The 12,093-nt window shown below is 69.9% G+C and carries 10 protein-coding genes; 5 read left to right on the top strand and 5 right to left on the bottom strand.

Translation table 11 applies throughout. The features are described from left to right. Window positions 1-158: 158 nt before the first annotated feature. Window positions 159-1,226: an RNA ligase (ATP) gene (locus tag AB0N07_RS19470; RefSeq protein WP_365836541.1), complete on the bottom strand. Its 1,068-nt coding sequence runs from the start codon at window positions 1,224-1,226 to the stop codon at window positions 159-161. 288 nt (window positions 1,227-1,514) lie between these two features. Here AB0N07_RS19470 and AB0N07_RS19465 point away from each other — a divergent pair, with 288 nt between their 5' ends. Continuing rightward, the gene (locus AB0N07_RS19465) at window positions 1,515-1,715 is read left to right on the top strand and encodes a hypothetical protein (RefSeq protein WP_365836539.1); all 201 of its coding nucleotides are present in this window, start codon (window positions 1,515-1,517) and stop codon (window positions 1,713-1,715) included. Here AB0N07_RS19465 and AB0N07_RS19460 read toward each other — a convergent pair. Both AB0N07_RS19460 and AB0N07_RS19455 read right to left on the bottom strand, forming a co-directional pair. After that, window positions 1,661-2,398, bottom strand: a complete 738-nt coding sequence (locus AB0N07_RS19460; RefSeq protein ID WP_365836536.1) for a 3-keto-5-aminohexanoate cleavage protein — start codon at window positions 2,396-2,398, stop codon at window positions 1,661-1,663. The genes AB0N07_RS19465 and AB0N07_RS19460 overlap by 55 nt on opposite strands. 93 nt (window positions 2,399-2,491) lie before the next feature. After that, window positions 2,492-3,094 (bottom strand): hypothetical protein, encoded by a 603-nt coding sequence (locus AB0N07_RS19455; RefSeq protein WP_365836534.1) that lies wholly within the window; start codon window positions 3,092-3,094, stop codon window positions 2,492-2,494. 221 nt (window positions 3,095-3,315) lie between these two features. On the opposite strand from AB0N07_RS19455, the gene AB0N07_RS19450 reads away from it, so the two are divergent. Then, on the top strand, window positions 3,316-6,096 hold the full coding sequence (locus AB0N07_RS19450) for a penicillin acylase family protein (RefSeq protein ID WP_365836532.1): 2,781 nt from the start codon (window positions 3,316-3,318) through the stop codon (window positions 6,094-6,096). Between the two features lie 18 nt (window positions 6,097-6,114). Here AB0N07_RS19450 and AB0N07_RS19445 read toward each other — a convergent pair whose 3' ends face one another. Both AB0N07_RS19445 and AB0N07_RS19440 read right to left on the bottom strand, forming a co-directional pair. Continuing rightward, on the bottom strand, window positions 6,115-7,449 hold the full coding sequence (locus AB0N07_RS19445) for a serine-threonine protein kinase (RefSeq protein WP_365836530.1): 1,335 nt from the start codon (window positions 7,447-7,449) through the stop codon (window positions 6,115-6,117). Window positions 7,450-7,530: 81 nt separating this feature from the next. Beyond that, window positions 7,531-8,769, bottom strand: a complete 1,239-nt coding sequence (locus tag AB0N07_RS19440) for a DUF1343 domain-containing protein (protein WP_365836528.1) — start codon at window positions 8,767-8,769, stop codon at window positions 7,531-7,533. Between the two features lie 187 nt (window positions 8,770-8,956). Between AB0N07_RS19440 and AB0N07_RS19435 the strand changes: the two genes are divergently transcribed. From AB0N07_RS19435 to AB0N07_RS19425, 3 genes are read left to right on the top strand one after another with little or no spacing between them, the layout of a single operon-like run. Then, complete coding sequence (locus AB0N07_RS19435) at window positions 8,957-9,730, top strand: SDR family oxidoreductase (protein ID WP_365836526.1); 774 nt, start codon at window positions 8,957-8,959, stop codon at window positions 9,728-9,730. After that, window positions 9,727-11,394 (top strand): AMP-binding protein, encoded by a 1,668-nt coding sequence (locus tag AB0N07_RS19430; protein WP_365836524.1) that lies wholly within the window; start codon window positions 9,727-9,729, stop codon window positions 11,392-11,394. Before AB0N07_RS19435 ends, AB0N07_RS19430 begins: the two co-directional genes overlap by 4 nt. 47 nt (window positions 11,395-11,441) lie before the next feature. After that, window positions 11,442-12,035 carry a TetR/AcrR family transcriptional regulator gene (locus AB0N07_RS19425; protein ID WP_351465873.1) on the top strand — a complete coding sequence of 198 codons (594 nt, stop codon included), beginning with the start codon at window positions 11,442-11,444 and terminating at the stop codon, window positions 12,033-12,035. Window positions 12,036-12,093 lie beyond the last annotated feature (58 nt).

Below are 12,093 nucleotides of genomic sequence, written 5' to 3'. Positions count from 1 at the left end.
GGGGGGGGGTCGGGGTTGTGTGTGTCGGGGGGGGGGACGGGCGCTCCGCCCCGCCCGTGGGGGGCGGGCGCGCGCCCCCCCCGGCCCCCCCCCCGACCCAAGGAAAGCGGCACCCCGCCGGCGCGGGCAAGCGAACTCCTCGCCCGCGCCGGCCACGCTCACTCGTACTCGGTCCCACCTTTCCGCGTCAGATACGCCGGGCTCACGGCCTTCGCGATCGCCCTGCCCCCGGTCACGGCGCTGTACCGCTCCACCGCAGGCCGGATCACCACACCCTCCCGCAGATGCAGCCCCCGCCCCGACACGGTCTCCCGCCCGCCGGCAGCCTCCAGCACCCGCTCGATGTCGTACGCCCCCTCGTACAGCCGCGGCACCAACGGCAGCTCCTCGGCCAGCAGTTCGGCCGCGTCCAGCCACCGCACCGTCCCGTCGATCTCCGCGGAGACGTCGAACACGGCGTACCCCAGGCTCTCGCGCCGCCCGTCCGCGCCGTACGTCAGGTCCTGGACCCCCGCTCCGTACACCTCACCGAAGATCCCGACCCGGCGCGCCCCCAGCCGCTCGGCGAGCCGGGCGGCGACCTCGGCGACGCCGTGGCCGTGCACGGCACGCCAGTACAGATTGCGCGGATCCTCCTTCAGTGCGAGGGACTTGGCGCCGAAGCCCTTGGAGGAGACGTGCACGCGGTCCTCGTCGGCGAGGTAGGTCAGCAGGCAGGCCGAGCCGTGCAGCTTCTCGGTCAGGACCACAGCCTCGCCCGGTGTGAAGATGTCCGGAAACCGCTGGATGTTCTCGATGTCGACCCAGGGCAGCAGTTCGGGCGCGGACTCCACGTCGCCGTCCATCGTGGGCGGGATCGGCGGCACCCACTTGGTGATGCCGAGCCGCTGAGCGAAGTCCGTCCCGTCCAGCGCCGCCCGAGCCAGGTCGACATCGGCCAGCGCCTTCGGCCGGCACACGATGCCCTGCGACAGCTCACCGCGCAGCCGTACCGCCTTGACCCGGTCCGAGTTGCTCCCCGCCAGCCGTCCGGTCAGCCCCAGCTCCTCGATCAGCCCGCTGGGCAGGACGGACTGCTCGGGGATGTACAGGGCGGCGTCGCCGGTGCGGTAGGCGCCCTTGGCGACGACGGCCCGGTACAGGCCCACCTGGGCCAGTTCGAGCGCATCGGCGTTCGGATGCTCGTGGACGGTCAGCACTTCGGCGGTGACGCGCAGCGTCGACATGGGACTCCTCGGTTTCCTGGGGTCGCTCAGCTCGGTTTCATCGCCTCCCAACTGTCCGGACGGGAAACGGGTGGAGCGAGTGGATTAGTGGCTGGTAGCGTCGCGATCTTCGGGCGGCGGAGACGTCGCGCACGGAGTCCTGACGGAATCAACTCCCAGGTCCTCGGCAGTACTTGACGCCTCCCCCTGAGGGGGCCCCGTCCATGGCCATGCGAACGCCATGCGCCGCCTGCTGCCGCAGGCCGCACGCTCGATGGCCGCCGCGATCGAGGCGTTCCTGCACGCCTGATGGCAGGACGCCGCTGGTGGCAGGACGACAGCGAGGACGCCGACCTCGCCGAGCTGCGCAGCCGACTGGTCGGTCCCGGCGCCACCCGCCTCCGTGCCCAGGGCGAGCGCGACCTGGCGATCCGTGCCGAGCTCCTCGCCCTGCCCTACGACGAGCGCTGGGCGCACCCGTACTGGGCCAGCGCTTCGGCGACCAACTGAGCGTTGGACAGGGCCGGTTCCCCGTCCGGCAGGAACAAGGTGTCCTCCAGCCCTACCCGGGTCGCGAGCCCGAGCCGGCCCGCCAGCCGCAGCACGGGCCAGGCGCCGCCGTCCTCGCCGTGCAGCAGCACGGGGCGGCCGGGTGCCGGGCCCAGGTCGGTGAGCAGCGCACGCGCGGACTCCTCCGCCGTGTCCGGCGAGGCGTCCGTCACCTCGGCGAGTACGCGGAGCACTCTCGGGGCCAGGGGTGAGGCCGCGAACCGTATCGCCGCGTCCGTCCCGGACCAGATGCCGGCCTCGACCTCCACGCCCAGGTCGAGCAGGGTACTGGCGATGTCCTCGGCTCCCTCCTCATGCCAGTTGACCGAGGCGTGGTCGGGGAGTTCGGAGAGCGTGGCCCAGCTTCTGACGCGCTCCAGCCGTACCGCAGGATCCCGTTCCGCCCAGGCGCCCGTGGTGACACCGACCGGGACCGACACGCGCGCCCGTATCGCCTCGAGCGCCGGGACGATCACGCGGGGCGACAGCGAGTCGCGCCCGCAGGGTGCCTTGGGATGGACGTGGACGTCCGTGGCCCCGGCCGCGACGGCTTGCGCCGCGGACTCGGCCATCGCTTCCGGAGTCAGCGGCACCATCGCACCGTCGGCGGACCCGCGGGGCCCGTTGAGACACACCTGCATCATGTCTCGATGGTGCCAGCCACCACTGACAACGAGGACAAGCCGACAAAGAGGGACATACAGGGGGTGCGGCATCCCCGGCGCACCCCCGCCGTACTAGGCCGACACCAGCAGCCTTCCGCGCCTTGCGTCCGCCAGGGCCTCGGGACTGAGCACGGGCCGTGGCACGAGAATTCCACAGTGAGTGCAGACCGGACCCGTAGAGGGTTCGTGGTCCAGGTCGTACTTCCAGATCAGGCGCTCCGCGCCGCACACCGGGCAACCGGAGCCCGGCTCGCGCTCCAGGCCGGAGATCAGCCGGCGCAGCACCTCCGCAAGCGGTTCGCGCGGGTGCACCCGTGGGTCGTCGCACCAGGCGACACCGAAACCGCCCCAGGTCAGCCGGTGCCAGTCGTCCACCGTGCCCGGCCGGCGCAGCCCGTCGTGCTTCTCCTTCTTGCGCCGCTCGGCGAACTCGACCTCATAGGCCAGCCATACCGAACGCGCCTCTTCCAGCTCCTCCAGTGCGGCCACGAGCCGCGCCGGGTCGGGAGAGCGGTCCTCGGGACCGAACCCTGCCCGGGAGCACAAATGGTCCCAGGTCGCCCTGTGCCCGTAAGGAGCAAACCTCTCAAGGCACTTGCGCAGTGAGTAGCGCCGCAGTGCCAGATCGCACCGCGGGTCGCGGACCTGTCTCGCCAGACTCCGGAAACCGGCCATCGCCCTGCACCTCCGTCACACCTGCACCTGTACTTCGGTCACTTCGGCGTCGTCGTACGGACGTCGCCGAATAGACGTATCGACAAGCGATTCGGCTCCATCCGATTTCCGATGCCCTCCATAAGCCGTCCCGCCCACTCCAAAACTTGACGCATGTTCATCTTCACTCCCGGGGATACCGGCGGTAACGTCCCGGCTCACCCCCGTCGGTAGGAGCTGCCATGCCCTGGCGTACCTCTCGTAGCGCCCCAGTCAGACTGAGAACTCCCGGCAGACTCGCCGGGTTCCTGAAGACCGCATCCATATGCGTCCTGATTGCTGGTCTTTTGTCCCCGCTCACCCAAGCGACGGCAGCCGCCGCGACCTCGAACGACTACTGCGGCGGCCAGTGTTCCGACATCCTGCCGCCGGGTGAGAACGGCAACGCGACCCTCGCGCAGGTCCTCCTCAACCAGGCGTTCGGCACCCAGCCCGACCACGCGGAGGACCAGCTCGGCCCGTACGCCAACCTGGCGAAGGGGTACTCCTCGCTCACCGACTCGACGATCAACACGTTCTTCAACGACTCGTCGTTCGGGGTCTCCTCGGATCAGGTCGCCTCCACCGAGAAGCCCGCGGGCCGCAGCGACGTGACGATCGTCCGCGACAAGAAGGCGGGCATTCCGCACATCACCGGTACCACCAGATACGGCACGGAGTTCGGCGCCGGGTATGCCGCGGCTGAGGACCGGCTGTGGCTCATGGACGTCTTCCGGCACGTGGGACGCGGCCAGCTCACCTCGTTCGCGGGCGGCGCGCCCTCCAACCAGGGCCTGGAGCAGGAGTTCTACCGCAACGCCCCCTACAGCGAGGCCGACCTGCAGGCCCAGATCGACAACGCCGTCGCGACCAACGGCGCCCGCGGCCAGCAGGCCCTCGCCGACGCCAACGCCTACCTGGCCGGCATCAACGCCTACATCGACGCCTCCGACAGCGGCCGTTACTTCCCCGGCGAGTACGTCCTGACCGGTCACAAGGACTCGATCACCAACGCCGGCACCATCGACCACTTCAAGATCACCGACCTGGTGGCGCTGGGTTCCGTGATCGGTTCGCTGTTCGGCGCCGGCGGCGGTGGCGAGGTCAACAACGCGATCTCCCTGCTGGCCGCCCAGTCCAAGTACGGTGTGACGGAGGGCACCAAGGTCTGGGAGTCCTTCCGTGAGCGCAACGACCCCGAGGCCGTGCTCACCGTCCACAACGGCGAGAGCTTCCCGTACGCCACCAAGCCCGACACCGCCCAGGGCGAGGCGCTGCCCGACGCAGGCTCGGTGACGACCGAGCCGCTGGTCTACGACGCCACCGGCACCGGGGCGAGCCAGAGCGCCACCGCCGCCTCCAGGACGGCGACGGCGACCGCTCTCAGCTCGGCCAGGCGCGGCATGTCCAACGCCCTGGTGGTGAGCGGCAAGTACACCGCCAGCGGGCACCCGATCGCCGTCTTCGGCCCGCAGACCGGCTACTTCGCGCCCCAGCTGCTCATGCTCCAGGAGATCCAGGGCCCGGGCCTCAGCGCCCGCGGCGCCTCCTTCGCGGGCCTGAGCATGTACGTCGAGCTCGGCCGCGGCCAGGACTACTCCTGGAGCGCGACCACCTCCGGCCAGGACATCATCGACACCTACGCCGTCGAGCTCTGCCAGGACGACTACCACTACCTCTACCACGGCACCTGCACGGCCATGGACAAGGTCGAGCAGACCAACTCCTGGAAGCCGACCACGGCCGACGGCACGGCGGCGGGGTCGTACACGATGAGAGTCTGGAAGACGAAGTACGGGCCGGTGGAGTACCGGGCGACCGTCGGCGGCAAGAAGGTCGCCTACACCACCCTGCGCTCGTCCTACATGCACGAGGCCGACTCGATCATCGGCTTCCAGATGCTGAACGACCCCGACTACGTCAAGGGCCCGCAGGACTTCCAGAGCGCGGCGCAGCACATCAACTACACCTTCAACTGGTTCTACGCCGACTCCCAGCACACCGCGTACTACAACAGCGGCAACAACCCGGTGCGGGCGAGCGGCGTCGACGCCGAGTTCCCGGTGTGGGGGCAGGCGGCGTACGAGTGGAAGAACTGGGACCCGACGACCAACACCGCCGACTACACGCCGGCCTCGGCGCACCCCAACTCCATCGACCAGGACTACTACATCTCCTGGAACAACAAGCAGGCCAAGGACTACACGACGGCGCCCTGGGGCGACGGGTCCGTGCACCGCGGCAACCTGCTGGAGGACCGGGTGAAGAAGCTGGTCGCGGCCGGCGGGGTGACCCGTACCAAGCTGGTGCAGGCCATGGCGGACGCGGCACTGGAGGACCTGCGGGCCGAGGACGTGCTGCCGAAGCTGCTCAAGGTCATCAACAGCAGCACGGTGACCGACTCCACGGCCGCGGACGCCGTGAGCAAGCTGCAGGCGTGGGTGACCGCGGGCGCCAAGCGGACCGAGACGTCGGCCGGTTCGAAGAAGTACGCCGACGCCGACGCGATCCGCATCCTGGACGCCTGGTGGCCGCTGCTGGTGAAGGCCGAGTTCCAACCGGGCCTCGGCAGCGATCTGTACACCGCCTTCACCAACAACCTGCCCGTCGACGAGTCACCGTCGGCCGCACACGGGCCGACCGGCTCGCACGCCGGCAGCTCCTTCCAGTACGGCTGGTGGAGCTACGTCGACAAGGACATCCGGGTGGTGCTCGGTGAGTCGGTGCAGGGGCCGCTGGCGGAGGAGTACTGCGGCGGCGGCAGCCTCAGCTCCTGCCGGGACATCCTGATCAGCACCCTGAAGACGGCGGCCGGCATGTCCGCGTCCACCGTCTACCCAGGCGACTCCCTGTGCTCGGCGGGCGATCAGTGGTGCGCCGACTCGATCGTCCAGCGGACGCTCGGCGGCATCAAGCACTACAACATCAGCTGGCAGAACCGGCCCACCTTCCAGCAGGTGGTGGAGTACACCTCGCACCGGTGACGGACCAGCGGCGGCGGGTCAGCGGATGCGGCCCGCCGCCAGCACCACCTGGGCCAGCTCCCGGTGCACGATGTCGCTGTGTGCACCGGCGGGCGGCCCGCCGTTCTTCACCACGGACGCCGCGTCGATGTTGACGCAACCCGAGGCCGGCAGGCTGCTCGTGAGGGCGTCCGCGAGCGTGTACGCGCGCGTGCCCGGCACCGCCTGCACACCGTCGTGCCCCATCGCGCCCCACTTGACGCCCAGCAGCTCCCCGATGCCGAAGCCCTCGGTGGCCCCCTCGACGACGCCCTGAGCGTCGTCCGCCATGCGCGAGGCCAGCGGGTAGATCGCGCCGAGCGCCGTATCGAACTGGGAGTAGCAGCACACCACAGGGCCGTCGACACGGTTCTGCTGGCCCTGCAGCACACCCCCCGCATGCGCGTCGTACGGCAGCCTTGCCGCGAACGCGTAGTGCGAGAACGCCCCTTGGAGCAGCGTCACCGACTTCACCGTGTGCACGCCCTCGGGCAGCCCGCGCAACGCGAACGACACCAGCCGGCCGCCGAAGCTGTGCCCCACGAGGTGCACGCGCACGGCGGGAGCGGAGGCGGCGAGCTGCCCGACCAGAGGGCCGAGGCCGCGCTCGCCGACCGTGCCCGCGCGCCGCTTCATCGCGTAGTACGTCGCCTGCCGCAGCAGTTCCTTCGCCCCGTCCCAGGGGTTCGGCAACGAGAAGCCCTCCGGGTCGGCACCGGACCGGACGGCCGCCAGCGCCTGCGCGAACTCGTCGCAGAGCGTCGCCGTGTCCGCGGTGAACAGCACCGGCTCGCTCTGCGGGACACCCTCCGCGAGGGTGTCCGCCGCGAACAGCGGCTGCGGCCCGCCCGGTACGAGCTCCACCAGCAGCCGGACCAGCCGTCCGAACTCCTCCAGTTCGTTGTCGGGCCGCTGGTCCAGCATCCGTGCGATCTGGTCGATCACGGTGGCCCGCCCGGGGAACGTCTCCAGCAGTGCGTGCCGGGTGTCCTTGTCGAGCGCGGGCGCCGGGGACGCCTCCGCCTCCATGGCCACCACGGACTTCGGGAAGTCGGGGATCGGCTCGTCGCAGAACCGCATCGACGGCCAGATCACGCCCACGTACCCGATCTTCGCCTGGGCCGCGAGTTCCGGGATCGGCGCGAAGAACCGGCTGTAGAGGGCGGTCGCCCCCGAGCGGTCGTTGTTCCAGCCGTGTGCGAAGACGATCAGGTCACGGACTCCGCCTTTCGTGACCTCGGCGAGCAGCCGGTCCCGCTCCCGTCCGTCGACGTCCCCGTCCGCGTCGAAGGTCAGCTCCCAGTAAGGAGTCACACTCATTGCCGGCTGTGCCATGACAGGCCCCCTCGTCCCCCGGAGCAGCGCGATCTGGGCGCATCGTCCTGCTACCGGCCGAGGATGGCCATACATACCGACTCACTTGTAGAGGAGGTATTCCTTTCGAATCCGCCGGAACGCGGCGAGTTCCTCCTGCCAGCCCGCCACCACCTCGTCGGTGCTCGCGCCCGCGTCGATCGCCGTACGCACGTGCGTGGAGCCCGTGAGCCTGTCGATCCAGTTGTCGGAGCGCCAGGCGAAGCCGCTCCACACCTTCTTGGCGGTCACCAGCAGTGCGATCCCGGTACGGACGGGGTCGTACGCGGCCCGGTCGTGCACATGGATCTGTACGCCGCCGACGGTCTTCCCCTGGAACTTGGAGAAGGTCGGCGCGAAGTACGCCTCTCTGAAGTGGACACCGGGCAGGCCGAGTTCGTTCGCTTCGGCCGCCCACTTCCCGTCGATGCCCTCCGCGCCGAGCAGTTCGAAGGGGCGGGTGGTGCCGCGGCCCTCCGACAGGTTGGTGCCTTCGAACATGCATGTCCCCGAGTACACGAGCGCCGTGTCGGGCGTCGGCATGTTGGGGCTCGGCGGCACCCAGGGCAGCGACCAGGCGTCGTAGAACTCCGAGCGTTTCCATCCCGTCATCTGTACGGTCTGCAGCGCTGCGGGGGTGGTCAGGAACTCTTCGTTGAACAGCCGGGCCAGCTCGGCGACCGTCATGCCGTGCGCCTGCGCGATCGGCTGCCGTCCGACGAAGGTCGCGAACTCCTTGTGCAGCACCGGGCCTTGGGCCGCGCGGCCCGTCACCGGGTTCGGCCGGTCGAGGACGACGAAGCGTCTGCCTGCGAGCTGCGCGGCCTCCATGCAGTCGTACAGGGTCCAGATGTACGTGTAGAAGCGGGCGCCGACGTCCTGGATGTCGAAGACGACGGTGTCGACGCCGGACGCCGTGAAGACGTCGGCGAGGGCGCGGCCGCTCTTGAGGTACGTGTCGTAGACGGGGAGGCCGGTGGCGGGGTCGTCGTAGCGGCCCTCGGAGCCGCCTGCCTGGGCGGTGCCGCGGAAGCCGTGTTCGGGGCCGAAGACGGCGACCAGGTTCATCCGGGTGTCCGCGTGCATGACGTCGACCATGTGGTGGACGTCTCGGGTCACGCCCGTGGGGTTGGTGACGATTCCGACTCGTTGGCCGTCGAGGAGTGCGTAGCCTTCGGCGGAGAGGCGTTCGAAGCCGGTGCGGATTTTTTTGTGCGAGGTGGCTGCGGTGGCCTGCGGCGCTGTGGAGAGGGACGTTGCTGCCGTTGTCGCTGCGAGTAAGGCTCGTCTGGATAGGCGCATGAGGTGCACGGTATTGCTGCCGCAGCTTGTGGGGAAGGTGCGGGTTCGTGGGGGTTTGTCGCGCCCACGCGGCGGAGCCGCAAATCGACACAGCCTCGCGCCCCTCAAGGCGTTGCAGTGGCCCCTTTCCTGTTACATACCGACCGGTTAGTCTGGCCCGCAGCAGAGCCGCAGTCGAAGGAGACCGATGGTGGAAGCCGTGCAGGATGCCGGAGTGGTCGTCACCGGAGCGGGAGGCGGGATCGGGGCTGCCCTGGCCCGGCGGTTCGCCGCCGAAGGGGCCCGGGTCGTGGTGAACGACCTGGATGGCGGGCGGGCCAAGGCGGTCGCTGACGAGATCGGCGGTATCGCGGTACCCGGTGACGCCTCCGGGATCGTCTCCGATGCCCGGGACGCGCTCGGGGGGACCATCGACGTCTACTGCGCCAATGCCGGTGTCGCCTTCGAGGACGCGGGGCCCGGGGAGCCGCTCGACGAGAAGGCCTGGGCCGTGTCCTGGGACGTCAATCTGATGGCTCATGTCCGGGCCGCCCATGAGCTGCTTCCCCAGTGGCTGGAGCGGGGCGGCGGTCGTTTCGTTTCCACCGTGTCCGCCGCCGGACTGTTGACCATGATCGGGGCGCCCTCCTACAGCGTCACCAAGCACGGTGCGTACGCCTTCGCCGAGTGGCTGTCGCTCACGTACCGGCACCGGGGTCTCAAGGTGCATGCCATCTGTCCGCAGGGGGTGCGCACCGACATGCTGGCCGCCACCGGAACCGCGGGTGACCTGGTGCTGCAGCCGACCGCGATCGAGCCGGCGGATGTCGCGGACGCCCTGTTCAAGGGGATCGAGGAGGACCGGTTCCTGATCCTGCCGCACCCCGAGGTCGCCGGGTACTACCAGGCCAGGGCCACCCATCCGGACCGCTGGCTGACGAACATGAACCACCTCCAGCAGAAGTGGGAGGAGGCACGGTGACCGACTCCCGTTACGCCGCCCGGCCCTGGGTGGCCCTGCTGAACGAGGCCCAGCGCGGCCCGATAGAGCCCGCCGACTCCCTGGTGCACGCGCTGCGCCGGTCCGTCGCCGCGGCCCCGGACCGCACCTTCCTCGCCTACTTCGACGGGCGGCTGAGCCACCGCGAGGTCGACGAGCTGAGCGACTCGGTCGCCGGGCACCTGGCCGCCCGTGGCCTGGAGCGCGGCGACCGGGTGGCGATCCTGCTGCAGAACTCCCCGCTCTTCGTGCTGGCGCTGCTCGGTGCCTGGAAGGCGGGAGCGATCGTCGTGCCCGTCAACCCCATGTACAAGTCGGGGGAGGTCGGGCACGTCCTGCGGGACGGCGAGGTCACGGCGCTGATCTGCTCCGACCGGGCCTGGGAGTCGTATCTGCGGGACACGGCCGCGGGCTCGCCCGTGCAGATCGTGCTGACCGCCTGCGAGCTGGACTTCCAGACGCGTGGCGACGCCCGGGTGCTGGGCTTCGAGCGGATGCCGCAGGCCGCGGACGCCGCCGACCTGACGACCGTGGCCCGCGCCGGGTACGAGGCGCCCGAGGGTCGCCGGCTCAGGCCGTCCGACATCGCCCTGATCAGCTACACCTCGGGCACCAGCGGCACCCCCAAGGGCGCCACCAACACGCACGGCAACATCATGTACAACGCGGAGCGGCAGCGGACGGGGCTCGCCCTGCCGGACGCGCCCGTGTACTACGCTCTCGCGCCGCTGTTCCACATCACCGGGATGGTGTGCCAGCTCGGCGCCTGTCTCAACAGCGCGGGCACGCTCGTGCTGACGTACCGTTTCGAGGCGGGTGTCGTGCTGGAGGCGTTCGCCGAGCACCGGCCGCACTACACGGTCGGCCCCTCGACCGCCTTCATGGCGCTGGGCGCCCACCCGGACGCCACCCGGGACCACTTCTCGTCGTTCGTGAACATCTCCAGCGGTGGTGCGCCCGTGCCGCCCGCCCTGGTGGAGAAGTTCCGGGCGGGCTTCGGGCCGTACATCCGCAACGGCTACGGGCTGACCGAGTGCACCGCGCCCTGCGCCTCCGTCCCGCCGGGCCTGGAGGCGCCCGTCGACCCGGCCTCCGGCACGCTGGCCGTGGGCCTGCCGGGTCCCGACACCGTCGTACGCATCGTCGACGAACAGGGCAAGGAGGTGCCCTTCGGCGAGCAGGGCGAGATCGTCGTCCGCGGGCCGCAGGTCGTGCCCGGCTACTGGCGGCGGCCGGAGGCGACCGCCGAGACCTTCCCGGACGGTGAGCTGCGCACCGGCGACATCGGTTTCATGGACGAGCAGGGGTGGCTGTACGTCGTCGACCGCAAGAAGGACATGATCAACGCGTCCGGTTTCAAGGTGTGGCCGCGCGAGGTCGAGGACGTCCTGTACACGCATCCCGCGGTCCGTGAGGCGGCCGTCGTCGGGGTGCCCGACGGGTATCGCGGGGAGACCGTCAAGGCGTACATCAGCCTTCGTCCGGGCGCCGACACGGACCCGGGTGAACTCGCGTTGTACTGCAAGGAGAGACTGGCCGCCTACAAGTACCCGCGGCAGGTGGAGATCCTGCCCGACTTGCCGAAGACGGCGAGTGGGAAGATCCTCCGTCGGGAGCTTCGTTCCCGGCCGCAGGACAGCGAATAACAGCGAACAGATGCAGGCAGAGAGCTTGGAAGGCAGGTGGCGGCACAGTGCCCAGAACGACGGACGGTGACGGTACTCCCGTCCCGCAGCGGCTGCTGGCCGCCGCCACCCGGCTCTTCGCCGAGCAGGGCTACGACCGCACCTCGGTGCAGGAGATCGTCGAGGCGGCCGGTGTCACCAAGGGAGCGCTGTACCACTACTTCGGCTCCAAGGACGACCTTCTGCACGAGGTGTACTCGCGTGTGCTGCGCCTCCAGCAGGAGCGCCTCGACGCGTTCGCGGACGCCGACGAGCCGATCGAGAAGCGCCTCAGAGGCGCGGCGGCCGATGTCGTCGTCACGACGATCGAGAACCTCGACGACGCGATGATCTTCTTCCGCTCCATGCACCACCTGAGCCCGGAGAAGAACAAGCAGGTGCGTGCCGAGCGCCGGCGCTACCACGAGCGTTTCCGTGCGCTGGTGGAGGAGGGGCAGCAGGCGGGTGTCTTCTCGAAGGCGACGCCTGCCGACCTGGTGGTGGACTACCACTTCGGCTCCGTGCACCACCTGTCGACGTGGTACCGCCCGGACGGCCCGATGAGTCCGCAGGAGGTCGCCGACCATCTGGCCGACCTGCTGCTGCGGGCGCTGCGCCCGTAGCCCGTAGAACGAACATGTGTAAGGGGCGGCCGCAGTTGCGGCCGCCCCTTACACACGT

This window comes from Streptomyces sp. NPDC051172, assembly GCF_040682555.1.
In the GTDB taxonomy this organism is placed as follows: Bacteria; Actinomycetota; Actinomycetes; order Streptomycetales; family Streptomycetaceae; genus Streptomyces.
The sequence above is the reverse complement of the archived record's forward strand: the minus strand, read 5'-3'. Positions and strand labels throughout refer to the sequence as shown.